28 protein-coding genes are annotated in these 22,100 nt (G+C 68.4%); 16 read left to right on the top strand and 12 right to left on the bottom strand.

From position 1 onward, the window contains the following. Nucleotides 1-28: 28 nt before the first annotated feature. The 4 genes from CSW64_RS08475 (at nt 29) to CSW64_RS08490 (ending at nt 2,835) form a co-directional block, all read left to right on the top strand. Nucleotides 29-928, top strand: coding sequence for a Gfo/Idh/MocA family protein (locus tag CSW64_RS08475; RefSeq protein ID WP_099621702.1), 900 nt, complete (start codon nt 29-31; stop codon nt 926-928). Further along, nucleotides 928-1,146 (top strand): hypothetical protein, encoded by a 219-nt coding sequence (locus CSW64_RS08480; protein WP_099621703.1) that lies wholly within the window; start codon nt 928-930, stop codon nt 1,144-1,146. Before CSW64_RS08475 ends, CSW64_RS08480 begins: the two co-directional genes overlap by 1 nt. Nucleotides 1,147-1,169: 23 nt before the next feature. After that, entirely contained in the window at nt 1,170-1,646 is a 477-nt protein-coding gene (locus CSW64_RS08485) for a glutathione peroxidase (RefSeq protein ID WP_099621704.1), read from the top strand. 97 nt (nt 1,647-1,743) lie between these two features. Beyond that, nucleotides 1,744-2,835 carry a serine hydrolase domain-containing protein gene (locus CSW64_RS08490; protein ID WP_172448500.1) on the top strand — a complete coding sequence of 364 codons (1,092 nt, stop codon included), beginning with the start codon at nt 1,744-1,746 and terminating at the stop codon, nt 2,833-2,835. On the opposite strand, the gene CSW64_RS08495 is transcribed toward CSW64_RS08490, so the two are convergent. From CSW64_RS08495 to erpA, 11 genes are all read right to left on the bottom strand, one after another. Next, nucleotides 2,832-3,416, bottom strand: a complete 585-nt coding sequence (locus tag CSW64_RS08495) for a hypothetical protein (RefSeq protein WP_099621706.1) — start codon at nt 3,414-3,416, stop codon at nt 2,832-2,834. The genes CSW64_RS08490 and CSW64_RS08495 overlap by 4 nt on opposite strands. Then, nucleotides 3,413-3,925, bottom strand: a complete 513-nt coding sequence (locus tag CSW64_RS08500; RefSeq protein WP_216361258.1) for an RNA polymerase sigma factor — start codon at nt 3,923-3,925, stop codon at nt 3,413-3,415. Before CSW64_RS08500 ends, CSW64_RS08495 begins: the two co-directional genes overlap by 4 nt. Before the next feature lie 6 nt (nt 3,926-3,931). Further along, entirely contained in the window at nt 3,932-4,174 is a 243-nt protein-coding gene (locus tag CSW64_RS08505) for a hypothetical protein (protein ID WP_099621707.1), read from the bottom strand. Between the two features lie 73 nt (nt 4,175-4,247). Continuing rightward, on the bottom strand, nt 4,248-4,688 hold the full coding sequence (gene aac(6') / locus CSW64_RS08510) for an aminoglycoside 6'-N-acetyltransferase (RefSeq protein WP_099621708.1): 441 nt from the start codon (nt 4,686-4,688) through the stop codon (nt 4,248-4,250). Between the two features lie 8 nt (nt 4,689-4,696). Further along, entirely contained in the window at nt 4,697-5,032 is a 336-nt protein-coding gene (locus tag CSW64_RS08515; RefSeq protein WP_099621709.1) for a hypothetical protein, read from the bottom strand. A gap of 59 nt (nt 5,033-5,091) precedes the next feature. Further along, entirely contained in the window at nt 5,092-5,742 is a 651-nt protein-coding gene (locus CSW64_RS21980) for a hypothetical protein (RefSeq protein ID WP_099621710.1), read from the bottom strand. Between the two features lie 53 nt (nt 5,743-5,795). Then, a complete protein-coding gene (locus CSW64_RS08525; RefSeq protein ID WP_099621711.1) occupies nt 5,796-6,854 on the bottom strand; it encodes an HWE histidine kinase domain-containing protein in 1,059 nt (352 codons plus the stop codon). Nucleotides 6,855-6,995: 141 nt separating this feature from the next. Further along, nucleotides 6,996-7,358 (bottom strand): EthD domain-containing protein, encoded by a 363-nt coding sequence (locus CSW64_RS08530; protein WP_099621712.1) that lies wholly within the window; start codon nt 7,356-7,358, stop codon nt 6,996-6,998. Then, nucleotides 7,355-8,134 carry an exodeoxyribonuclease III gene (xth, locus tag CSW64_RS08535; protein WP_099621713.1) on the bottom strand — a complete coding sequence of 260 codons (780 nt, stop codon included), beginning with the start codon at nt 8,132-8,134 and terminating at the stop codon, nt 7,355-7,357. Before xth ends, CSW64_RS08530 begins: the two co-directional genes overlap by 4 nt. Before the next feature lie 48 nt (nt 8,135-8,182). Further along, nucleotides 8,183-9,139 carry an alpha/beta hydrolase gene (locus tag CSW64_RS08540; protein WP_245863873.1) on the bottom strand — a complete coding sequence of 319 codons (957 nt, stop codon included), beginning with the start codon at nt 9,137-9,139 and terminating at the stop codon, nt 8,183-8,185. 70 nt (nt 9,140-9,209) lie between these two features. Next, nucleotides 9,210-9,533 carry an iron-sulfur cluster insertion protein ErpA gene (gene erpA / locus CSW64_RS08545; protein ID WP_099621714.1) on the bottom strand — a complete coding sequence of 108 codons (324 nt, stop codon included), beginning with the start codon at nt 9,531-9,533 and terminating at the stop codon, nt 9,210-9,212. 85 nt (nt 9,534-9,618) lie between these two features. Here erpA and CSW64_RS08550 point away from each other — a divergent pair, with 85 nt between their 5' ends. The 8 genes from CSW64_RS08550 to tatC all read left to right on the top strand — a co-directional run bounded on the left by CSW64_RS08550 (nt 9,619) and on the right by tatC (nt 16,156). Continuing rightward, complete coding sequence (locus tag CSW64_RS08550) at nt 9,619-10,803, top strand: deoxyguanosinetriphosphate triphosphohydrolase (protein ID WP_099621715.1); 1,185 nt, start codon at nt 9,619-9,621, stop codon at nt 10,801-10,803. Nucleotides 10,804-10,914: 111 nt separating this feature from the next. Next, a complete protein-coding gene (gene ftsN, locus CSW64_RS08555; RefSeq protein ID WP_099621716.1) occupies nt 10,915-11,700 on the top strand; it encodes a cell division protein FtsN in 786 nt (261 codons plus the stop codon). Continuing rightward, the gene (nagZ, locus tag CSW64_RS08560; protein ID WP_099621717.1) at nt 11,697-12,725 is read left to right on the top strand and encodes a beta-N-acetylhexosaminidase; all 1,029 of its coding nucleotides are present in this window, start codon (nt 11,697-11,699) and stop codon (nt 12,723-12,725) included. The genes ftsN and nagZ overlap by 4 nt, the downstream gene beginning before the upstream one ends. After that, complete coding sequence (locus tag CSW64_RS08565; RefSeq protein WP_099621718.1) at nt 12,722-13,549, top strand: segregation and condensation protein A; 828 nt, start codon at nt 12,722-12,724, stop codon at nt 13,547-13,549. Before nagZ ends, CSW64_RS08565 begins: the two co-directional genes overlap by 4 nt. After that, nucleotides 13,546-14,208 (top strand): SMC-Scp complex subunit ScpB, encoded by a 663-nt coding sequence (gene scpB, locus CSW64_RS08570; protein ID WP_099621719.1) that lies wholly within the window; start codon nt 13,546-13,548, stop codon nt 14,206-14,208. The genes CSW64_RS08565 and scpB overlap by 4 nt, the downstream gene beginning before the upstream one ends. Before the next feature lie 228 nt (nt 14,209-14,436). Then, a complete protein-coding gene (tatA, locus tag CSW64_RS08575; RefSeq protein WP_099624174.1) occupies nt 14,437-14,649 on the top strand; it encodes a twin-arginine translocase TatA/TatE family subunit in 213 nt (70 codons plus the stop codon). Nucleotides 14,650-14,708: 59 nt separating this feature from the next. Then, complete coding sequence (tatB, locus tag CSW64_RS08580) at nt 14,709-15,254, top strand: Sec-independent protein translocase protein TatB (RefSeq protein WP_099621720.1); 546 nt, start codon at nt 14,709-14,711, stop codon at nt 15,252-15,254. After that, complete coding sequence (gene tatC, locus CSW64_RS08585) at nt 15,251-16,156, top strand: twin-arginine translocase subunit TatC (RefSeq protein ID WP_099621721.1); 906 nt, start codon at nt 15,251-15,253, stop codon at nt 16,154-16,156. Before tatB ends, tatC begins: the two co-directional genes overlap by 4 nt. Here tatC and CSW64_RS08590 read toward each other — a convergent pair. Further along, the gene (locus CSW64_RS08590; RefSeq protein WP_099621722.1) at nt 16,153-17,121 is read right to left on the bottom strand and encodes a DUF4062 domain-containing protein; all 969 of its coding nucleotides are present in this window, start codon (nt 17,119-17,121) and stop codon (nt 16,153-16,155) included. The two genes, tatC and CSW64_RS08590, sit on opposite strands and share 4 nt — an antisense overlap. A gap of 166 nt (nt 17,122-17,287) precedes the next feature. Between CSW64_RS08590 and serS the strand changes: the two genes are divergently transcribed. The 4 genes from serS (at nt 17,288) to CSW64_RS08610 (ending at nt 21,877) form a co-directional block, all read left to right on the top strand. Next, the gene (gene serS, locus CSW64_RS08595) at nt 17,288-18,640 is read left to right on the top strand and encodes a serine--tRNA ligase (protein ID WP_099621723.1); all 1,353 of its coding nucleotides are present in this window, start codon (nt 17,288-17,290) and stop codon (nt 18,638-18,640) included. 124 nt (nt 18,641-18,764) lie between these two features. Next, a complete protein-coding gene (gene surE / locus CSW64_RS08600) occupies nt 18,765-19,547 on the top strand; it encodes a 5'/3'-nucleotidase SurE (protein ID WP_099621724.1) in 783 nt (260 codons plus the stop codon). Beyond that, a complete protein-coding gene (locus tag CSW64_RS08605) occupies nt 19,547-20,203 on the top strand; it encodes a protein-L-isoaspartate(D-aspartate) O-methyltransferase (RefSeq protein ID WP_099621725.1) in 657 nt (218 codons plus the stop codon). The genes surE and CSW64_RS08605 overlap by 1 nt, the downstream gene beginning before the upstream one ends. Before the next feature lie 96 nt (nt 20,204-20,299). Further along, a complete protein-coding gene (locus CSW64_RS08610; RefSeq protein ID WP_099621726.1) occupies nt 20,300-21,877 on the top strand; it encodes a hypothetical protein in 1,578 nt (525 codons plus the stop codon). The last annotated feature ends 223 nt before the right edge of the window (nt 21,878-22,100 follow it).

Genomic DNA, 22,100 nt, shown 5'->3' on the forward strand with positions numbered 1-22,100 from the left:
AAGGCGCCGAAACGGCTACATCGGAACCATGGAAAAGCTTCTCAAGGCGGGCGTCGTCGGTTCCGGCGTCTTCGGCGGCTATCACGCGCGCAAGTACGCCGAGATGGAAGGGGTCGAGCTGGTCGGCATCTTCGACATCCATCCCGAGCGCTGCTTCGAGATGGCCAACCAGTACGGGGCCGAGGCCTACGGCGACCTGCCGGACCTGCTGGCCGTCTGCGACATCGTCACGGTGGCCTCGCCGGCCACGACCCACGCCGCCGCCGCGCAGGCGGCGCTGCAGGCGGGCAAGTCTGTCTACGTCGAGAAGCCCCTGGCGACGACGCTGGAGGACGCCGACAAGCTCATCGCCGAGGCGGCCCGGCGCGGGCTGGTGCTGGCCTGCGGCCACCAGGAGCGCGTCGTCTCCCAGGCCATGGGTCTGCTCGATATTCCCGAGAAGCCGCTGCGGCTGGAGGCGATCCGCTTCGGTACGCCGTCGCCGCGCAGCCAGGACGTCTCGGTCGTGCTCGACCTGATGATCCACGACATCGACCTGGCCCTGGCGCTCACCGACGCCGAGCCGATGACCGTCGAGGCCGAGGGCACGCCGGACCGGATCAAGGCCGAGGCGACCTTCGACGACGGCTTCACCGCCATCTTCGAGGCGTCCCGCATCCATGACAGCCGCGAGCGGCGGATGAAGATCGTCTACCCGTCGGGCTCGCTGGAGATCGACTTCGTCACCCGTCAGTTCCGCAACACCACCCCGTTCGCGCTGAACGAGGCCTTCACCGAGACGCCGGCCGGCCGCGATCCGCTGGGAACCAGCGTCGGCGGCTTCGTCGACGCGGTGCGCGGCAAGTCGCCCCGTCCGGTCGTCACCGGCGAGGAAGCCGCCCGCGCGCTGGACCTGGCGCTCGCGGTGGAGCAGGCGGCGGGGTTCTGATGGCGGTCATGGTGACCCTGTCGGACGATGAGGCGATCGTCCTGTTTGATTGGCTCGCCCGCCGCAGCGAGACTTTGGCGAATGACCATCGCCCCTCGGCCGAAGACATCGCGATGTGGAACCTTGAGGCTCTCCTCGAGAAGGCCTTGGCCGATCCGTTCGCGCCCGACTACGCTGAACGTCTGGAAGACGCTCGGTCGAGGCTGAAGGCGGTCTGACCCGGCCTAAGGTGGAGCCCCCAATGCCCAACGCCTACGACTACGACTTCACCGCCATCGACGGTTCGCCGCTGCCGTTCTCGACCTTCCGGGACAAGGTCGTGCTGGTGGTGAACGTCGCCAGCCAGTGCGGGCTGACGCCGCAGTACGATGGGCTGGAGAAGCTCTACGCCGACTACCGGGACCGCGGGCTGGTGGTGCTGGGCGTGCCGAGCAACCAGTTCGCCGGCCAGGAGCCGGGCTCGAACGCCGAGATCGCCGAGTTCTGCCGGACCAACTTCGGGGTCGACTTCCCGATGGCCGCCAAGACCGACGTCAAGGGCGAGGACGCGCATCCGTTCTACAGGTGGGCGGTCGAGCAGGTCGGCGAGCCGGCCGAGCCGGTCTGGAACTTCCACAAGCTGCTGGTCGGCAAGGACGGCGGCCTGATCAACGTCTTCGGCCCGCGGACCGACCCGCAGGACCCGGAGATCAGGGCGGCGATCGAAGAGGCGCTTTAGCGTCTCCTGACGGCGGATTCACTTGAGGCGGGGCGACATGTTCGCCAGACTCGCAGCGCAAGTTCGGAACCTGGGCGCAGTGCTCTCTAGACGATTGATGTTGGGCGGTTCGGCGGCTCTGGCCGTCGGCGCGACGGCGCGGCCGGCGTTGGCCAAGGGCGTGGGCGTTGACGCGCCCGGCGCCGCTGTGGCGCGCGAGGTCGTGCGCGGCATGATGGCCCAGACCCACGCCCCAGCCATGTCCGCCGCGGTCTGCCGCGACGGCGAACTGGTCTGGGCCGAGGCCTTCGGTCTGGCCGACCTGGAGACCAAGGCGCCGGTCAGCCTGACCGGCCGCTTCCGTCTCGCCAGCGTGTCGAAACTGTTCGCCGGGGCGGTGGCGGCGCGGCTGGCCGAGCGCGGCGCGGTCAATCTGGATCGTCCGATCGGCAACTATCGCCCCAGCCTGCCGGAGCCGCACCGCAGAACGACCCTGCGCCAGCTGCTTGGCCATACCGCGGGGGTCCGCCACTACATCCCCCGCGACTACGATCCCAAGGCGCCCGGCGGAGCGATCGACTTCCGGCCCTACCGCAACACCGAGGAGGCGCTGGCGGTCTTCATCCACGACCCGCTGGTGTCCAAGCCGGGCGAGGCGTTCAACTACAGCACCTTCGGCTATGTCCTGGCCGGGGCGGTGCTGGAGTCGGCGACGGGCAAGCGCTTCCCGCAGCTGGTCACCGAGGAGGTCATCCGGCCGCTCGACCTGCCGACCCTGATGCCGGAGAGCATGACGTCGGTCATCCCGCAGCGGGTGTCCTGCTACCAGCCGCTCAAGGACGGCGGCCTGTTCAAGGCGCCCGCCATCAACCCCGCCTACAAATGGGCCGGCGGCGGCTATGTCGGCGCCGCCAGCGATGTCGCTCGCTTCTGCACCGCCTTCACCACGCCGGGCTATCTCGACGAGGAGAACCTGGAGCGGATGTTCACGCCGCTGGCGCCGGGCCCGGTCGGGATCGGCTGGTGGCTGGACCGCGATCCGGAAGGGCGGCTGCGCGGTTATCACGCCGGCAGCATCGCGGGCGGTCGCTCGATCGCGCTGCTGCTGCCCGAGGCCGGGGTTTCGGTGGTGGTGCTGTCGAACCTCAGCGACCTGCCGGTCGATCCGCTGACGCCGGCGCAGCGCATCGCCGAGGCCTTCCTAGTCTAGCCGTTGAGTTCGTTCAGCAGGCGCTCCAGCCGTTCGGCGTGCGTTCGCCGCTTCCGATACAGCCAGAGCGACGACAGGCCGGCGCCGACAGCGTAGGCGGCGGCGACGGCCAGCGCTGGCGCGGCGATCGGGTCCTGGTCCCAGACGCCCTCATGGCGAAACACCGCCACGCATACGGCGAGGAACAGCAGGGCCGCCGCGGCCGTGGCCACGCCGCCGACGGAGGTGCGGACGCCGGCGCGGGCCGTGGCGAGCTCCCAGTCCAGGGCCGCGGCCACTGTCCGCGAGGCTAGAGAGCCCGGCGCGCGCCGCCGACCGAGCGTCACCGCCAGGGCGAACAGCGAATAGGTCAGGCCCGCCAGGCCCAGGATCACGGCGGAGGGCCGGTCCTCCAGGATCACCCAGAGGCTGATCCCGACGCCGACGACGCAGGCGACCAGATCGATGGCGGCCCGCAGGATCTGCCGCCTCTGTTCAGCCCGCACACGGCGCTCGATCGCGTCGATATCGGACGGCGGGGAGGCCGGAGCCTTGTCCCGCCAGGCCTCTCCCCAGTCGTTCCAGCCGTTTTCGGCGCTCATCGGCCGTCCTCCAGGATCGCCCGCAACGCGGCCTTGGCGCGGGTCAGGCGGACAGAAACCACGTTGGCGCCGACGCCGAGCACGTCGGCGATCTCGGCCGGGGTGAACCCTTCGAGCGTCTGGATGGCGACCTGGCGCAGCGGCAGCGGCAGGCTGCGGACCGCCCGCGTCAGCCGTTCGTGCTGGTCGATACGCTCCAGGGCCTCCAGCGGAGACGGGGCGTCGCTCGCCCAGCTTTCGTCAAGCGGCGCGCTACGGGGCAGGGCGGCGCGGCGGGCGACGTGGTCTATGCAGCGATTGTGCGCCACCCGCGCGACGAAGGTCCTGATCGACGCGTCGCCGCGGAAGCTGGGAAGCGCGCGCCAGATCGAGGTCAGGATTTCCTGACCCAGCTCCTCGCGCAGCGCCGGGTCGGCCTCGTATGCGGCCGCGATCCGGCGGAGCATCGGACCTTGGGCGACGACGAGGTCGCGGAAGTCGATCGCCGTCGGCGGCGCGCCGTCCTGCAAGGCCGATCACCCCTGGCGCTGGACACTGGCCGCGACCCACGCCCAGATCCGGCGGCGGGCCTGGAACGCGGTGATCCCGAGCGCCGCGGCGAACCCCCAGACCAGGGCCTCGAGGCCGAAGGCGCCCACGACGGCGAGAATGAACATGAGCGGCCGCTCGAAGTTCAACGCCAGGCCGATCCCGAAGGCGAGCCATGCCGCGAGGCTGACCGTCGCGGCGCCGATCGGCAGGAACCATTTCCAGTGCATCTCTATCCCTCCTGACGGATTGCGAAGGGGATAGTCGGGCGGGCGCGGGATTCCTTTCACGCCGATCGTCGGATCAGAGCGCCTTCCGGAAGTAGACGACCCGTTCCGTCTCCTCGAAGCCCGCGCCGAGGTGGAAGGCGTGGCTGTCGACGTTGTCGATCTCGGCGTCGGACGCGAACTCCGAACAGCCTTCGGCGCGGCCCCAGGCGGCGACGGCTTCGGTCAGGGCCTGGGCGACGCCGCCGCGACGGGCGGCCGGCCGGACGTAGACGCCTTCCAGGAAGACCACCGGCGAGGTGTCGCAGCCGTTGACGTAGTCGTGGCGCAGGGCCGCTTCGGCGAACCCGACGACGCGTCCGTCGGCGATCGCCACGAAGGCGCGTTCCTCGCCCTCCAGCATGCCGGCGGCCTCGGCGCGATGCTCGGCGACCGTCTCGCCGGGCCAGAGATCGGCGCGCAACTCGGCCCAAGCGTCCAGATGATCCGTGGACGCCGGCGCAATCGTCAGGGGCATGGGGCGGATCAGTCGCGCTTGCGGTCTTGGCGGATGCGGGTTTCGAGGGTCTTCTCGAACTCGCTGGCGTGGGCCGGCGGCGCGCCGGCGGCGGTGGTGTTCTGGTCGGCGGGCGGCAGTTCGGTCGGCTTGAAGACCTGGGGTTGCCCGCTGGACTTGGGGGCCGCGACCGGCAGCGCCTGGGCGTCCGCGCCGCCCTTGGCCAGGTAGTCGGCGCGCTCGTCGTCGGTGACGACGCCGTCGCGGTCGGCGTCGGCCGGGTTGGTCAGCTTGAGCGGCGCGGCCTGCGCGAGGGCCAAGGTTGGCGCGGCGAGCAGGAGGGCGGCGGCGGTGGCGAGCTTCATGGTGAACTCCCTGTCAGGCCTCCAATCTGGGGCGCCGCCGTTCGGTGATCAAGCCGGGCTCAGTCTTCGTCTTCGTCCCAGGGCGGGCCGTCGTCGTCGGCCAGCTGCGCTGGGGCGGGCGAGGACGCGCGCGCCGTCGGCGGAGTCCGCACGGCGACGGCCGCCGCCTGCGGCGGCTTGGCCTTGGCGGTGCGGCGGAAGATGGCGTCGATCCGGGCCAGCCAGCGGTCGCCCTCCTGGACGGCGGCGCGCGGGGACCAGTCGTCGCGCCGGGCCTCATCGCCGGCCAGCCACAGGTCCAGCTCGAAGTCCGGATAGGTCGGATCGTTCAGGGTCAGCCGCAGGGTGACTTGGTCGGCGGAGGCGATCCGCGTCTGCAGCGTCTGGCGGAAGCCGTCGCGATGGGTCTTGGCCACGACCTCGCCGTCGACGATCAGCTCAGCGCCGAGAATCTCGCCGAGCCGGTAGACCAGACACCAGGCGCCGCGGTCCCAGGCGACCGCCAGGGCGCCTTGCGTCAGGGAGAAACCCGCGCCGCGTCCGCGTCCCTGGGCGATCAGCAGCGCGTCCGGCTCCGCCCCGAGCACCCGCCGCAGGGCGCGCCGAATCCGCCGAGGCTCGTTGCGGAACCACACCAGGGCGCTGCCGAGGAAGGTCATGGCCGTCCCGGCGAGGCCGAGCATCAGCAGCAGGCGTGCGGTTTCCGTCATCGCCGGGAGCGTATCGGGAGTCCCGGCGGGCGTCAGCGCCTGCGTCGGGAAAGTCAGTTGGGAGAGAGTTCGGCCTTGATGCGGCAGACGAGGCCTTGCGGCTGCCAGTCGAAGGTCACCTCGCCGCGCAGGTCGCGCAGGATGGTGTTCTGGATCACCATGGAGCCGAAACCGGTCCGGGACGGTTGCGTCACGTCGGGCCCGCCGGTTTCGCGCCAGGTCAGGTCGAGCCGCCCGTCGAGGGCGATACGCCAGCGCAGGTCGACGGCCCCGTCGGCCTGCGAGAGCGCGCCATGCTTGAGGGCGTTGGTCGCCAGCTCGTGCAACGCCACGGCGACGGACTGGGCCGCGGCCGGGTCGAGCCGGATCGACGGGCCCGCCATGAACACCCGCGCGGCGGTGGCGCCGTCGAGGCCGGCCAGTTCGTCGGCGACCAGTTGCGCCAGATCGACGCCGGTCCAGCGCGTCCGGGCCAGCAGGCTGTGCGCTCGCGACAGAGCGCGGATTCGTCCCTCCAGGACGATCTTGAAGTCCTCGACGGTCGCGGCCTCGGTCAGGCGGACGGTGGCCTGGACGACGGCCAGGAGGTTGTTGGCGCGGTGGTCGACCTCGCGCATCAGCACCAACAGGCGCTCTTCCGCCGCCTTCCGATCGGTGATGTCGATCAGCATGTTCACCGCGCCGATCAGGCGGCCGGCGCCGTCGTGGATCGGGGTCGGAAAGGGCTCGAAGGCGACGCGGCTGCCGTCCGGACGTTCGGCGATCGCCTCGACGCCGCGGATCGGCCGTTCTTCGCGCAGGGCGACCGCCATCGGGCACTCCGCGTGCGGCAGCGGCGTCCCGTCCGGCCGGAACAGCTTCCAGGTCACGCACCACTGGTCCGAACCGATCTGAGGCCGTCGACCGGCCAGGGCGACGGCGGCCTCGTTGTAGAAGGTGATCCGGCCGTCCGCGTCCGTGGTGTAGATGGCGGCGGGCAGGGCCTGGAGGATGTCACGGCATCGCGCCTCGACGTCGGAGGCGTCCGGGAAGGCCAGTTCCACGACATTCGCCGCCTGGCGGTGCGCTCGCGATGGGCCGAACAGCGAAAGGCCTCGGGGCTCCGAAGGCATGTCCTACTCCAGTACGCCGCCCCGAGCGGATATGCTCGATCGGTCCGGCTTGAGGGGGCAAACTCTCTTTCCGGCGTGAGGTTCCGTACGCTTCGACGGAACGGCTGCGACATTTGTTCGCCCGACAGGCGACCGCACCGGCTAGAAGATCGCCTTCTCCTCGCCCCACCAGAGCGGCGAGCGCGGAAGGTCGATGAAGCGTCGCTCATCCTCCAGTAGAAGCCGGCCCGCCTTGCGCGCGGCCTCCGGCTCGGCCGCGGCCATGTCCTCGAAACTGTCCCACCACAGCTGAGCGACGCCGTCATAGGGCTCGGGCGCGCCGCGGGACTGACGGATATCGGCGCTCGCCTCCGGCGCGAAACTGTGCAGCTGCACATAGCGGCGGATGCGCAGGACGTCCTTCACGCCGGCGACCAGCGGGGCGTGGGTGTTCAGCCAGTAGTCCTGGAAGGCCTCCCGCGTCAGTTCCGGTCGGCGGACCAGGCAGAAGGTCAGCTTGATCACAGCGCCAGCTCCACCACGACGGGGACGTGATCCGAGGGCTTCTCCTCGCCGCGCTGCTCGCGATCGATGTCGACCCGCACCAGCCGGTCGGCGGCCTGGGGCGAGAGCAGGGCGTGGTCGATGCGGATGCCGTTGTTCCGCTGCCAGGCGCCGGCCTGGTAGTCCCAGAAGGTGTAGGCGCCGGGGCCGCCGTCGACGGCCATGAAGGCGTCGGTCAGGCCCAGGTTCTGCAGCGCGCGATAGGCGCCGCGGCTCTCGGGCCGGAACAGGGCGTCGCCGAGCCAGGCGTCCGGCTTTTCGGCGTCCTCGGGGCGGGGGATGACGTTGTAGTCGCCGGCGATGACCAGCGGCTCCTCGTAGCGCAGCAGCTCGCGGGCGCGCCGGTTCAGCCGTTCCATCCAGGCCAGCTTGTAGGCGAACTTCTCGGTTTCGACGGGATTGCCGTTGGGCAGGTAGATCCCGACGACCCGGACCGGCGTCTCGCCGGAGACCACGGCCTCGATGTAGCGAGCCTGCTCGTCGGTCTCGTCGCCCGGCAGGCCGCGCCGGACGTCTTCCAGCGGCGCCTTCGACAGCATGGCCACGCCATTGTAGGTCTTCTGGCCGTGGACGGCGACGTTATAGCCAAGCCTTTCAAAAGCTTCGGTCGGGAACTTCTCGTCGACGCATTTGATCTCCTGCAGCACCGCCACATCGGGCGAAGCGCGCTCAAACCAGCCCAGGACGGTCTCCAGGCGGGCGTTGACCGAGTTCACGTTCCAGGTGGCGATGCGCATGGCGGGCTCCGATTTGGGCCCGGAGGCTAGGGCGCATGGCCAGGGCGCTCAAGAGCCGGACTGAGCCTTCACGAAGGCGGCGATCGCCTCGACCACGCCGGGCGCGATCGGGAGGGACGGATCGGCGTAGGTCGCGAGATTCGCCCGTCGATCGGCCGGCGCCGCCTTCAGCACATGGTTGACGCCCTCGATCGTGACCAGCTTCACGCTCGGCCGAGCCGCCTGCAGGCGTCGAGAGTCTTCGACCGTGACCTGCAAGTCGGTGGTTCCGGCGACCGCCAGGACCGGTCCCTTGTAGGCGGAGACCAGTCTGGCCGGGTCCTGCTTGAACATGACGATAAGGAAGTCCTGAACAGCCGGGTTGAAAAGCGGCGACAGCGCGGGAGGCATTCCCGCCGTGTCGACCTTGCGGCCGGCCTCGAGCTCATCGATGGCCTTCAGGGCCTGCGGCAGAACGGGAGCGTTGGCGGGATTGGCCTTGAGCTGATCGCGCAGGACCTCGCCGAGCGGCCGGCCGCTGGTCGAGACAAGCACCAGGCCGCAGAGGCCCCGACCGTGCTGAGCGGCGATCAGCGCCACGAGGCCGCCTTCGCTATGACCCAGGAGCCAGACGCATTTCGCGCCGGTCTCTGCCTTCAATTTCGCCGCCCAGGCGTTCGCGTCGGCGGCGAGATCGACGACCGTCACCTTGTTCGGGTCCCGCGCCGCGCCAGCGCTGGCGAACATGCCGCGCTTGTCCATCCGCAGGCTGGCGACGCCCTCGGCGGCGAGGCCTTCGGCGAGCAGGCGATAGGTCGATCCCCTGACGCCGAGGGGGTTGTTGCCGTCGCGGTCGGTCGGCCCGGATCCAGGCAGGATGACCACCGCCGGCGCCTTGGAGCCGCCTTCGGGCGCCAGCATCACGCCCTTCAGCGGTCCGTCGATCTCGACGAGGCGCTCGACCGGCGCGGCCTGGGCGGCGGGGGCGAGCAACAGCGCGCCGGCGACGATGACGGATCGGATCAAGACGCTGCCCCTCCACGAAACGGAGCCATGCTCTCGTTCCCGGAGGCGGGTGGCAAGTCCGGCTGGCGTGCTAGATCGAGAAGCTGACGCCGCAGCCGCAGCTCGACTTGGCGTTGGGGTTGTGGATGCGGAACTCGGCGCCGGCCAGTTCGTCCACGAAGTCGATCTCCGAGCCCTTGAGCAGGGCCAGCGAAACCGAGTCGACCAGCGCGGTCGCGCCGTCCTTCTGGATCTTCAGGTCGTCCGCCTCGGCGTTCTCGACCAGATCGAAGCGGTACTGGAAGCCCGAGCAGCCGCCGCCGTCGACCGCGACGCGGAGCATCAGATCGCGACCCTCGGCCTGACCGATGGCCTGGATGCGGCGGGCGGCTTGCGATGACAGCGTTACGTCCATGGTCTCAAGGCTGTGGAAAACTCTCGGGGTTCATATATGTGCAACCCCGCGCCTTCAGGGAAGGGGCGTCAATCAAGGCTCCCGCATGCCGCAACCGTTTCAGCCGCCCGTCCGCGCTCCCTACGCCGAGAATCCCGCCCTGTCGAAGGGCCGGCAGCATCCTGAGCCCGACAGCCGCACCCGCACGCCGTTCGCGCGCGACCGTGACCGCATCATTCACGCCACCGCCTTCCGCCGCCTGAAGGAGAAGACCCAGGTCTTCGTGGCGCACGAGGGCGACCACTACCGCACCCGTCTGACCCATTCCCTGGAAGTCGCCCAGATCGCGCGGTCGCTGGCGACGGCCATGGGCCTGGATTCGGACCTGGCCGAGACGGTCGCCCTGGCGCACGACCTGGGCCATCCGCCGTTCGGCCACGCCGGCGAGGACGCCCTGGACGACGCCATGCGGCCCTGGGGCGGCTTCGACCACAACGTCCAGACCTTCCGCGTGGTGGTGAAGCTGGAGCACCGCTACCCGGACTTCGAGGGCCTGAACCTGACTTGGGAGACGCTGGAAGGCGTCATCAAGCACAACGGTCCGGTCACCGATAAGCTGGGCCGCCCGAGCTGGAGCGCCGTTCGCGCGTTCGACAAGTCCTACGACCTCAAGCTGGGCACCTGGGCTTCGGCCGAGGCCCAGGTCGCGGCGATCGCCGACGACATCGCCTACAACAACCACGACGTCGACGACGGTCTGCAGGCGGGCCTGTTCCGTCTGGACGAGCTGTACGACGTGCCGCTGATCGGGCCGATCCTGCAGGCCGTGCGGGCCGAACGCCCCGACCTCGACGACCGCCTGACCCGCCTCGAGGCCGTGCGCCGCATGATCGGGGCCATGGTCGACGACGTCATGGGCGAGACGCTGCGCCGGGCGCACGAGGGTCGGGTCGAGACCGCCGAGGACGTCCGCAACCTGGGCCACGCCCTGGTCGCCTTCTCGCCGGACATGCACGAGGACCTGGCCCGGCTGCGCGCCTTCCTGATGGAGCGGATGTACCGCTACTGGAAGGTCAATCGCACCCGCAGCCAGGCGCGCCGCATTATCGCCGAGATGTTCTCGTTGTTCATGAGCGAGCCGGAGGTCCTGCCTTCGGAATGGTACGCCCTGTCGCAGAACCGCGACGAAGCGGGCCGGGCGCGTATCGTCTGCGACTACATCGCCGGCATGACCGACCGCTACGCCATCGAAGAGCATCGCAAGCTGTTCCAGCTGGAGACCTGGACGTAGCGACCTGAGGTCGCTGGTCGGCGGGGGAAGCGCTTCGATACACTGACGCCCTTGGCGCGCGATTCGCCGCCGCGCCTCCCTGTTTCTCGCTCCCTGGAGCTTTATCTCCCCATGTCCGACTCCGATCGCGGCGCCTACACGCCCCCCACCGATTCTCCGCTGTCGTTCGACGCCCGCCGCCCGGTGCGCGGCGGAGGCGGCGGCTCGACCTTGCTGATCAGCGCCGTGATCCTGATCGTCCTCGTGATCGGGGCCGGCTTCTGGCTCTACCGCGACGGTCAGCGCGGCAAGGACGACGCGCCTCAGCCGGTCGGCGCGACCGTCGCCGCGACCAAGAGCGAGCCCCAGGCCAAGGACCAGCCGGAAGCCGACGCCGCCGCCGGCCTGACCATCCACAAGGAAGAGGACGTGGCCGCGGTCGCGCCCGGCGAACCGACCTTCGCCCCGCCGCCTGAGCCGGTGCAGCCGCGTCCCGCGCCCCAACCGACCGCGCCGGTCCAGACCACGCCGCTGCGTCCGGCCACGACCACTCAGCCGGCGCAGCCCCCCGTGACGCCGCCGGCGCCCAAGCCGGCCCAGGTCGCCGTCGTCACGCCGAAGCCGACCGCGCCGGTCGCCCCGGCGGTGAAGCCCGCGACGCCGGCGGCCTCCGCCAGCGGCCCGGCGGCCGTGCAGATCGGCGCCTTCTCGTCACAGGCCCTGGCCGACAAGGGCTGGAGCGACGCCGCGGCCGCCGCTCCTGGCCTGGCCGCCGGCAAGGGCAAGCGGGTCGAGGCCGTCGACAAGGACGGCAAGACCCTCTACCGCACCACGGTCACCGGCTTCTCCAGCCGCGCCGACGCCGCCGCCTTCTGCGACCGCCTGAAGGCCGCCGGAAAAAGCTGCTTCGTGAAGTGACGCGCCTCGCCGCCATCCTGGGCTGCCAGGGAACGACCCTCTCCAAGGAAGAGATCGCCTTCTTCCGGGATGTGCGGCCGTGGGGCTTCATCGTCTTCAAGCGCAACATCGAGTCCCCGGACCAGCTTCGGGCCCTGACCACGGCGCTGCGCGAGACGATCGACGATGACCGCGCGCCCATCCTGATCGACCAGGAGGGCGGGCGCGTGCAGCGCATGGGGCCGCCGCATTGGCCGAAGTATCCGCCGGGCCGGGCGTACGGGACCCTGCCGACCAATGATCCGCTGGTCCGGCGCGAGGTCGCCCGGCTGGGCGCCCGCCTGATCGCCCATGACCTGGTCTCGGTCGGGATCAACGTCGACTGCGCCCCGGTGCTGGACGTCCCGGCCCCCGACGGCCACGAGATCATCGGCGACCGCGCCTACGGCCAGTCCGTGGCGGAGGTGGCCACGCTCGGCCGCGCCATGGCGGAAGGCTTCATCGCTGGCGGCGTGCTGCCGGTGTTCAAGCACTGCCCGGGCCATGGCCGCGCGCTGTCGGACAGCCACCTGGAGCTGCCGGTCGTCGAGACGCCCTACGAAGAGCTCGACGCCCGCGACTTCGCGCCGTTCAAGGTGCTGTCCGACATGCCGATGGCGATGAGCGCCCACGTTGTCTACACGGCGATCGACGCCCAGCGCCCCGGCACCGCCTCCAAGACCGTCATCCGGCAGGTGATCCGCGAGGCGATCGGCTTCGACGGCCTGCTGATGACCGACGACCTGTCGATGAAGGCGCTGAAGGGCGGCTTCAAGGCCCGCGCCAAGGCGGCGTTGGCCGCCGGCTGCGACATGATCCTGCACTGCAATGGCGACATGGGAGAGATGAAGGCCGTCGTCGATGGCTGCAAGCCATTGAAAGGGCAGGCGAAGCGCCGCGCCCAAGCGGCGATGGCGCGGCTGTCCCGGGTTCCGGAGCCGTTCGACGTCGCCGAAGCCCGGGCCCGGTTCGACGCCGCCTTCGAGGGACGCTACGCCACGGCATGAGCGACGCCTCCTTCCAGCCCAACCTCGACTTCCAGGCGGCCAGCAACGCCGCCGAGGACGGGGATGCGCTGATCGTCGACATCGACGGCTACGAGGGCCCGCTCCACGTCCTGCTCGCCCTGGCCCGCAGCCAGAAGGTCGACCTGCTGCAGCTGTCGGTCACCAAGCTGGCCGACCAGTACCTGTCGTTCGTGAAGCGGGCGCGCAGCCTGCGGTTTTCGCTGGCCGCCGACTATCTGGTGATGGCGGCCTGGCTGGCCTACCTGAAGTCGCGCCTGCTGCTGCCGCGCACCGAGCGACCCAAGGCCGACGAGGCGCCGGCCGAGGAGATGGCCGCCCAGCTCGCCTTCCGTCTGGCCAAGCTCGACGCCATGCGCCGCGCCGTGGAGGCCCTGCGCGATCGCCCGCAACTGAAGCGCGACGTCTTCGTGCGCGGCGATCCGGAGGCGGTGAAGATCCTGTCCTCGAACCGCATCGAGGGCGACCTGTACCAGCTGATGAGCGCCTACATCAGCCAGCGGAAGAAGGAACAGGACCGCAGTTATCGGCCCTATATTCCGGTGGCCTACGGCCTGGAGGACGCGCGCGACCGACTTCGCGGCATGCTGCACGAGCTGGCCGTCTGGACTCCGCTGGACGGGGTCGCGCCGCACGCCCACGACCCCGACGGCCCGAGCCCGGCCAGCTATGTCGCCTCGACGCTCGCGGCGGGACTGGAGCTGGTCAAGGAAGGCGAGATGGAGGTCCGCCAGCTGGAAGCCTTCACCGAGCTCTACATGCGCAAGCGCAAGTCGCGGCCCGCCGACGAAGGAGCGATCCTGTGAGCGAACCGACCCTGATCGAGCGGGCCATCGAGGCGCTGCTGTTCGCGGCCGCCGAACCGCTCTCCGTCGAGGACCTGGCCCGGCGTCTGCCGGAGGGCGCCGACGTCCCCTGGGGGCTGGAGGCGCTGCGCCAGCGCAGCCAGGGCAGGGGCGTGGAGCTGGTCCAGGTCGCCGGCCGCTGGCGGTTCCAGACGGCGCAGGACCTGGCCTATCTGATGACCGAGGAACGCGAGGAGCCGCGCCGCCTGTCCAAGGCCGCCCAGGAGACCCTGGCCATCATCGCCTATCACCAGCCGGTGACCCGGGCCGAGATCGAGGCCGTGCGCGGGGTCCAGGCCAGCAAGGGCACGCTGGACGTGCTGCTGGAGCTGGGCCTGGTGCGGATGCGGGGGCGCCGGCGCACGCCGGGGCGGCCGGTCACCTACGGCACCACCGACCTGTTCCTGGAGCACTACGGCCTGCCGTCGCTGGGCGACCTGCCGGGTATGGCCGAGATGAAGGCCGCCGGCCTGCTCGGCCTCGACCTGCCGCCGGGCTTCGAGGTGCCTGACCCGTCGCGTCCGCCGCTGGAGGAAGAGGACGTGCTCGACTTCGAGAGCGCCGCCGACGATTCGCCGGAGTTCGTGCAGGACTACGTCGGGGAAGAAGAAGAGCGGTAGTGCGTGGTTCGAGACGCTCGCTTGAAGCTCGCTCCTCACCATGACGCATGCTGAATTCGTCGTCCTGAGGAGCGATCCCTCAGGATCGCGTCTCGAAGGACGCACGGATCAAAGGGTCACAGCCGTTTAATTTGGCCACCGGCCGCGCATCCGCCTATATTGCCGGCCAAGGTTAGAACGATGCGGATCGCCGGGGCGCGATCCGACCATAGGAGCATCCCCGCCATGATGGGTGGAATGAGTTGGATTCACTGGCTGATCGTGATCGCGGTCGTGGCGCTGCTGTTCGGCGGCCGCGGCAAGCTGTCCGGTCTGATGGGTGACGCCGCCAAGGGCATCAAGGCCTTCCGCGACGGCCTGAAGACCGAGGACAAGGTCGACGAGACCCCGGCCCAGCCGCTGCCCCGCACCGAGTCCGAGAAGGACAAAATCGTCAGCTGATCGCTGGCGATTTCAATCCGTCCTTGATCGTGGCCCCTGCGCGGGCCTAAGGCCGCGTGATGCTACCCGAAATCGGCGCCACAGAACTCCTGGTCATCGCGGCGGTCGCCCTGATCGTCGTTGGTCCCAAGGACCTGCCTCTCCTGCTGCGCAAGCTCGGCCAGTTCGTGGCCAAGATGCGCGGCATGGCCAACGAGTTCCGCGCCAGCTTCGACGAGATGGCGCGCCAGTCCGAGCTGGACGAGCTGCGGCGCGAGGTCCAGGCCCTGCGCAGCGGCCAGTTCATGGATCCGGTGCACCAGGCGGCCGAGGATGCGCGCGACGTCGGCGTCGACCAGGTCTTCGCCGATATCGACGCGGGACTGAAGGGCGGCGACGTCCAGCTGCATCCGCCGATGAGCTACCAGATCGACGCGCCGGCCGAGCCCGCGCCGGTCGCCGAAACGCCGAAGCGCAAGCGGGCGCCCGCCAAGCCGAAGGCGGCGGCTGAGGCCGCCCCCGCGAAGAAGGCTCCGGCCAGGAAGGCCTCGCCCAAGAAGACCGAGACCGAAACCGTCTCCAAACCGCGGGCCGCCCGCAAGAAGCCGACCGGAATCGTCTCGTGAGCGACGACAACCTGAGCCCCGACGAAGCCGACATCGAGGCGTCGCGCGCACCGCTGCTGGATCACCTGATCGAGCTGCGCAAGCGGCTGATCATCTGCGTGATCGCGCTGGTGATCGGCTTCGGCGTCTGTTTCGGCTTCGCCGACCACATCTACACCTTCCTGCTGCAGCCGTTCGTGAAGGCCGGCGGCCTGATCGCGGCGCAGAAGGCCGGCATCAAGCACGGTCCGTTCGACCTGCTGCAGGTGATGATCGGCCTGAAGGAAGCGCCGAAGATGGACGCCCAGACGGTGAAGATGATCTTCACCGCGCCGCTGGAGTTCTTCTTCACCAAGCTGAAGATGGCCGGCTTCGGCGCGGTGATCGTGACCTTCCCGGTGCTGGCCTGGCAGGTGTACGGCTTCGTCGCCCCGGGCCTCTACAAGCGCGAGCGGAAGGCCTTCCTGCCGTTCCTGGTCGCCTCGCCGGTGCTGTTCCTGATGGGGGCGGCGATGGTCTACTTCATCATGCTGCCGTTCGTGATGTGGTTCTCGCTGAGCCAGGAAGTCACGACCGCCACGGTCAGCGTCGCCCTGGTGCCCAAGGTGTCGGACTACCTGACCCTGGTGACCACGCTGCTGCTGGCTTTCGGGCTCTGTTTCCAGCTGCCGGTGGTGCTGTCGCTGCTCGGCCTGGCCGGGATCGTGACCAGCAAGATGCTGCGCGAGATTCGCCGCTACGCCATCGTCGCGGTGTTCGTGGTGGCCGCGCTGTTCACCCCGCCCGACCCGATCAGCCAGCTGATGCTCGCGATCCCGATCTGCCTGCTCTACGAGGTCTCGATCTGGTGCGTGTGGCTGATGGAGCGCCGCCGCGCCCGCGAAGACGCCGCCGCTGAAAGCACGGACATCGTCGCGACCTAGGCGGGCTTGGTCGTTTTCTTCTTAAGGCCGCGGCGGTCGAGTTCCGCGAGTACAGACTGGCCAAATTTTGTGACTGAGCTTCGCCGATAGCGAGCCCCTGGCACTTTCTCGTTCTCCATCACGCCGTGAACGATCAGTTTCGGTGCTATTTTTCCATACATGAACGTCTCAGCGTCGGAGCTGTTTATGGAGTTGGTGGCGCCGTTTATGAGATTTTCTCTATTCGAAACAAAGAAATGAAGGGCGGTAGTTTCCCAATCTTCCCCTGTCGCCATGACATTTGCAGGAACTGTTATTTTCTGATCGTGAAGAATGTTTATGGTTTCTTGGACCTTGTCCGATGGTTTCTCTTTGGTGCTTTCAATTCTTTTTTCCGTGGGGCTTTCCTTTAGAATTCTATTCTCTTCTCGTAGCTTCTCTATTTCTTCCGTTAGTGCCTTTACGTTGGGAATTTCGGAACGAGAAACCCATCCAGATAGGTCGGCTTTCGCGGCGAAATCGGACAAGCTTTCGTGTACGGCAAGTTTGATGTCTTTCTCGTCTGAGAAGAAAGACGATATATTTGATAGAACTTTTGTTCTGAATTCTTTCAATTTTGAAGGGTTTTCACCCTCCATAACCTTTGACCCTTCGGATTTTATGCGATCCTCAAGCGCTTGGTCGTTTATAACTACGGAAAATAGGGGTTTTCCCTCCGACACTGCATAGTCATATTCAAGCTCTGTATAGCTAAGACTGCTACTGGGTTCTATGGAGCCGTACCTTCCACCCAGAATGAGCATGTATACGTCGGACTCATCTATCCATCTTTTGATTGTATCCAGCTGGGATTTGTCGCCAGCGGTAAAAAGCTCCATTCCTGCGGGTATGTGCCCCGCCTTGAGGACCGCCAGAACTGCAGCTTGTCTTTCGACTAAGAGGTCTGAGTAGGTGCTGGAGATAAAGACTTGCAGCTTTCGTTTCATGGGGAGCCTTGCTGAGTCGTAGTCGTGACATCTTGCCGTCCACTCGGGCTGAATGCCACTTTGGATTGCGCCCCCCTTTCGGAGGGAAAGGCGGATCGGTCGTGGGGCTTCTAAAAGTTGCCGACGCGCCCTAGAGAAAGCCCCTTACTTTCCCGAGCGCAGAGCCATGCACGACATCAAGGCCATCCGAGAGAACCCCGCCGTCTATGACGCTGGCTGGGAGTCCCGGGGCCTGTCGTCTCCGACGGCGCGGATCCTCGACCTCGACCAGGCCCTGCGCGCCGCCCAGACGGCGGTGCAGTCGGCCCAGTCGCGCCGCAACGAGGCCAGCAAGCAGATCGGCGCCGCCAAGGCCCAGAAGGACGAGGCCAAGGCGGCCGCCCTGATGGCCGAGGTCGAGGGGCTGAAGGCCGAGATGGCCGCCCAGGCCGAGATCGAGGCCACGGTGGGGGCGGAGCTCCGCGACCTGCTCGCCAGCCTGCCGAACATCCCCGACCCGCAGGTTCCGGCCGGCGCGGACGAGACCGGCAACGTCGAGCAGCGCCGCCACGGCGACCCGCGCCGTCTGAACAACCCGCGCGACCACGTCGACATCGGCGCCGGCCTGGGCGGCATGGACTTCGAGGCCGCCGCCCGGATGAGCGGCTCGCGGTTCGTGGTGCTGAAGAAGGGCGTCGCCCGGCTGGAGCGCGCGCTCGGCCAGTACATGCTCGACCTGCAGACCACCGAGCACGGCTACACCGAGGTGAACCCGCCGGTGCTCGTTCGCGAGCATGCGATGTTCGGAACCGGTCAACTTCCCAAGTTCGAAGACGATCTTTTTTCGACCTATCGAAGGAAGAGTTCGAGCGAGGTGACGACAGAGATCGCCGCCGGAACTAATGCTCTTTTGGCTGGCGCTTCAGACAAGCTCTACCTGGTCCCCACCGCGGAAGTGTCCCTGACCAACCTCGTCCGCGAGCAGATCACCGACGAGGCCGAGCTGCCGCTGCGGCTGACCGCCCTGACCAACTGCTTCCGCTCGGAAGCCGGGTCGGCCGGGCGCGACACCCGCGGCATGATCCGCCAGCACCAGTTCCAGAAGGTCGAGCTGGTGGCGATCACCACGCCCGAGCAGTCGGCCGCCGAGCACGACCATATGGTCGCCAGCGCCGAGGAGGTGCTCAAGCGCCTGGGCCTCTCGTTCCGCACCATGCTGCTGTGCACCGGCGACATGGGCTTCTCGGCCCGCAAGACCTACGACCTCGAGGTCTGGCTGCCGTCGCAGAACACCTACCGCGAGATCAGCTCGGTCTCGAACTGCGGCGACTTCCAGGCCCGGCGCATGGACGCCCGCGGCCAGAAGCGGGGCGAGAAGGGCACGCGCTTCCTGCACACCCTGAACGGCTCCGGCCTGGCCGTCGGCCGCACCCTGGTGGCGGTGCTCGAGAACTACCAGGACGAGGGCGGCCGGGTGGCCATCCCCGACGTGCTGGTCCCCTACATGGGCGGCGTCACCCACCTGGAACCCGAAGCGTGATCTCCTTTGTTTCCGTTCTCCCGGCGAAGGCCGGGACCCAGTGTCGGCCTCAGAGCTGTGCAATGAACCCTGACTTCGGCGCTCCCGACTGGGCCCCGGCCTTCGCCGGGGAAACGGTGAAGGGATGAGAATTCTCCTCACCAACGACGACGGCATCCACGCCGAGGGGCTGGAGACGCTGGAACGGATCGCCAGGGCCCTGACCGACGACGTCTGGATCGCCGCGCCCGAGTACGAGCAGTCCGGCGCCGGCCGCGCCCTGACCCTGTCCGACCCGCTGCGGGTGCGGAAGGTCCGCGACCGCACCTGGGCCGTGGAAGGCACGCCGACGGACTGCGTGATGATGGGCGTGCGCGAGCTGGTCGAGGGGGCCAAGCCCGATCTGGTCCTGTCGGGCGTCAACCGCGGCCAGAACCTGGCCGAGGACGTGACCATGTCCGGCACGGTCGCCGGCGCCATCGAGGGCATGGCCCTGGGCATCCCGTCGATCGCCCTGTCGCAGGCGATGACCTATTTCCACGACGAGGTGACGGCCCATTGGGAGACCGCCGAGGCGTTCGGCCCGGGCATCGTCCGCCGCCTGCTGGAGGTGGGCTGGCCGGAAGACGTGATCATGAACGTCAACTTCCCGGCGCTGCCGCCGGAGCAGGTGACGGAGGTCGAGGTGACCCGCCAGGGCTTCCGCGACAACCACATGCGGACCTTCGAGAAGCGCACCGACCTGCGCGGCCGCAACTACTACTGGATGGGCTTCACCGGTAAGCTGTCGCAGCCGGCCGACGGCACCGACCTGCGGGCGATCTACGACGGCAGGATCTCGGTCTCGCCGCTGCATATCGACCTGACCCACATGCCGACGGTCAACAATCTGAAGGGGGTGCTCGGCGGCGCCCCGCCCAAGGCCTGATGAGCGAAGAGCCGGACACGCCCCAGACGCGCATGGCGCGCCTCATCCTCGCCCTGAGGTCCCAGGGCGTGACCGACCCGCGCGTCCTGGACGCGATCGAGAAGACGCCGCGCGAGCTGTTCACGCCGGACCTGTTCAAGGAGCGGGCGTTCGAGGATTCGGCCCTGCCGATCGCCTGCGGCCAGACCATCAGCCAGCCTTTCATCGTCGGGCTGATGACCCAGGCCCTGACCATCGAGCCGCGGGCGCGGGTGCTGGAGATCGGCACCGGCAGCGGCTACCAGGCCGCCGTGCTCTCGAAGATGGCCCGGCTGGTCTACACGGTCGAGCGCTACCGCACGCTGATGCAGGAGGCCGAGAGCCGCTTCAAGGCGCTGGGCCTGACCAACATCATCACCAAGTTCGGCGACGGCGGCGAAGGCTGGGCCGAGCAGGCGCCGTTCGACCGGATCATGGTCACGGCCGCCGCGCCCGAGGAGCCCAAGAAGCTGCTCGCCCAGCTGAAGCCCAACGGGGTGCTGGTCGCCCCGATCGGCAAGGGGCCGGTGCAGAGCCTGCGCCGCTACGCCGGGGACGGGCAGGGCGGCTTCAAGGTCGAACTGCTCGGCGATGTGCGCTTCGTGCCGCTGCTCGACGGGGTCGCCCGCGAGCTCTAGGCCGGCCGCAGACCAAATTTGGTCCCATATCCCGCCCATGTCACGGCGCGAGGGACGCTCTATGCTGCGCCCTTCGACGGACAATCGGAGTGAAGCATGTCGAGCGAATTTTCCCGCCGAGAGGCGCTCGCTTCGATCGGCGCCGTGGTGAGCGCGGAAGGCTCCGCGCCGGTCCGCGGTCCGGACGCCACCCCCCGGGGCGGGGCGGTCATGAATCTGGATCTGTGGGCGCGCTTCGAAACGATGCAGGCGCCGCTCGATGTCGGCGTCGTCCAGACCGGAGGCTACGCGTCGCCCGGCGTCGGCGGCGCCCGATATGTTCTGGACGAGGACCAGCGGAGCGGAAAGTCGTCGCCCGCGCGACGGCGAAGCGCCAACGGTCGATGGTTCAAGCTTTCCGAACAGACCCTCTCGCCGACGATGTTCGGCGCGCGCCCTCACCATGCCTCGCCGCCCTCCGACACGGCGGCCTGGCAGGCGGCCCTCGACTACGCCGCCGATCAGGAGGGGGTCGTGATCGATATGGCCGGCGGCCGCTATCGCTGCGGCCCGCTCGTCGTCCGCCAAGGCTGCAGGCACCTCACCATCGCCAACGGCTATCTCGAGATCGACGGCGACGTCACCTGGCTGAAGGGGGCCGAGGGGGCTGACCGCATCACCTATCTGGCCGTCGAGAACGTGTTCTTCGACCACAGCGGCGCGAGGACGGTTCAGAGGCCGATCATCGACGCATCCCTGTTCTCCTATGCGCGGTTCTCGAGGCTCTGGGCCTACAACGCCAAGCAGAATGTCTCCGTTCTGATCCATGTGGCCGGAAGCTACTCCGTGGGGCCGTACTACTGCGTCGTGGATCAGTGCTACTGCGGCGGCTTCTATGCGGGCGTTCATCTGGCCGCCGCCAAGCGCGTTGAGGAGACCGCCAACAACTGGACGATCTCCGAGTGTCGTTTTCAGCCGAACCGAGGTTTCTTCGGGGTCATCGTCGGTCATCGCAATCAGAACGTCCGCATTCTCTCGAACGCCTTCGAGAACGTGCAGGGCGGCTGCGGCGTTCGCAACGACGGCGACGGAACGGTGCTGATCGGCAACCGGTTCGAGGGACTGGCGACGGGGATCCACCACGGAGCCCAAGCCTCGGGCTGGTCGGAGATCGGCAGCTATCACAACAGCAACCAGCAGGACCGCGTCTTTGAAGGCGGCGCCGAGGGGCGCGGCGTCCTGCTCGGCGACTACGACACGAACACCGGGGCGGGGCGCCCGTCCTATCTGGCGAAGGCCTTGGCCGTGAACGTCGGTGTCGGGCGGATCAATCCCTGGGCCGCCGTCCATGTCGGCGGGGGCGCGCTGCAGACCGGCGATCCGGGATTTCCAGAATCACCGGCGGTCGGATCGGCCTTCAGCTACGCCAGTCCCGCCCTCGGACATGTCGACGGCGGCCGCGGCGGGGTGAATGATCGCACCTTCGTGAACGGCTCCGGGGCGGTCGCGGGATGTATCCCAGCCGGCACCGTCGGCCTTGATTGGAAGGGGCCGGTAAGTTGGATGCCGGCTCGACGTCAGACGCCGACGCAGAAGGGGCAGATGGCCTTTGAGCTCACGGCGGACAACAAGATCACCATCCGCGTTCGGGGGGCGGACGGAGTTGTTCGCGCGGGGTCGATTACACTTGCGTGAGGTCCGTCGGCGGTAGTGTTACCCAGCGTCGTTAACCGTTTTCTGGCTTGAAGCGCGCCGCGAATTCCGCTTCCTACATACATCCGAATAGGCTTGCGAATGTTCGTCGGACGTCCGCGGAAGTCTGAAATTTGCCGCGTTTTCGAGTTGCGTGCTGTCGTGCTGACGCTCGTATCTCGGAGGCGGGTTTTGTTCGGCGCGCTTAAACAACGCACGGAGCGGC

The organism is Caulobacter mirabilis (assembly GCF_002749615.1).
In the GTDB taxonomy this organism is placed as follows: Bacteria; Pseudomonadota; Alphaproteobacteria; order Caulobacterales; family Caulobacteraceae; genus Caulobacter; species Caulobacter mirabilis.

What these genes read in the sequence shown, in the direction of transcription:
- CSW64_RS08475 (WP_099621702.1), top strand. Translation starts at nt 29, where the DNA reads ATGGAAAAGCTTCTCAAGGCGGGCGTCGTCGGTTCCGGCGTCTTCGGC.
- CSW64_RS08480 (WP_099621703.1), top strand. Translation starts at nt 928, where the DNA reads ATGGCGGTCATGGTGACCCTGTCGGACGATGAGGCGATCGTCCTGTTT.
- CSW64_RS08485 (WP_099621704.1), top strand. Translation starts at nt 1,170, where the DNA reads ATGCCCAACGCCTACGACTACGACTTCACCGCCATCGACGGTTCGCCG.
- CSW64_RS08490 (WP_172448500.1), top strand. Translation starts at nt 1,744, where the DNA reads ATGTTGGGCGGTTCGGCGGCTCTGGCCGTCGGCGCGACGGCGCGGCCG.
- CSW64_RS08495 (WP_099621706.1), bottom strand. Translation starts at nt 3,416, where the DNA reads ATGAGCGCCGAAAACGGCTGGAACGACTGGGGAGAGGCCTGGCGGGAC.
- CSW64_RS08505 (WP_099621707.1), bottom strand. Translation starts at nt 4,174, where the DNA reads ATGCACTGGAAATGGTTCCTGCCGATCGGCGCCGCGACGGTCAGCCTC.
- CSW64_RS08515 (WP_099621709.1), bottom strand. Translation starts at nt 5,032, where the DNA reads ATGAAGCTCGCCACCGCCGCCGCCCTCCTGCTCGCCGCGCCAACCTTG.
- CSW64_RS21980 (WP_099621710.1), bottom strand. Translation starts at nt 5,742, where the DNA reads ATGACGGAAACCGCACGCCTGCTGCTGATGCTCGGCCTCGCCGGGACG.
- CSW64_RS08525 (WP_099621711.1), bottom strand. Translation starts at nt 6,854, where the DNA reads ATGCCTTCGGAGCCCCGAGGCCTTTCGCTGTTCGGCCCATCGCGAGCG.
- xth (WP_099621713.1), bottom strand. Translation starts at nt 8,134, where the DNA reads ATGCGCATCGCCACCTGGAACGTGAACTCGGTCAACGCCCGCCTGGAG.
- erpA (WP_099621714.1), bottom strand. Translation starts at nt 9,533, where the DNA reads ATGGACGTAACGCTGTCATCGCAAGCCGCCCGCCGCATCCAGGCCATC.
- CSW64_RS08550 (WP_099621715.1), top strand. Translation starts at nt 9,619, where the DNA reads ATGCCGCAACCGTTTCAGCCGCCCGTCCGCGCTCCCTACGCCGAGAAT.
- ftsN (WP_099621716.1), top strand. Translation starts at nt 10,915, where the DNA reads ATGTCCGACTCCGATCGCGGCGCCTACACGCCCCCCACCGATTCTCCG.
- CSW64_RS08565 (WP_099621718.1), top strand. Translation starts at nt 12,722, where the DNA reads ATGAGCGACGCCTCCTTCCAGCCCAACCTCGACTTCCAGGCGGCCAGC.
- tatA (WP_099624174.1), top strand. Translation starts at nt 14,437, where the DNA reads ATGGGTGGAATGAGTTGGATTCACTGGCTGATCGTGATCGCGGTCGTG.
- tatB (WP_099621720.1), top strand. Translation starts at nt 14,709, where the DNA reads ATGCTACCCGAAATCGGCGCCACAGAACTCCTGGTCATCGCGGCGGTC.
- CSW64_RS08590 (WP_099621722.1), bottom strand. Translation starts at nt 17,121, where the DNA reads ATGAAACGAAAGCTGCAAGTCTTTATCTCCAGCACCTACTCAGACCTC.
- serS (WP_099621723.1), top strand. Translation starts at nt 17,288, where the DNA reads ATGCACGACATCAAGGCCATCCGAGAGAACCCCGCCGTCTATGACGCT.
- surE (WP_099621724.1), top strand. Translation starts at nt 18,765, where the DNA reads ATGAGAATTCTCCTCACCAACGACGACGGCATCCACGCCGAGGGGCTG.
- CSW64_RS08605 (WP_099621725.1), top strand. Translation starts at nt 19,547, where the DNA reads ATGAGCGAAGAGCCGGACACGCCCCAGACGCGCATGGCGCGCCTCATC.
- CSW64_RS08610 (WP_099621726.1), top strand. Translation starts at nt 20,300, where the DNA reads ATGTCGAGCGAATTTTCCCGCCGAGAGGCGCTCGCTTCGATCGGCGCC.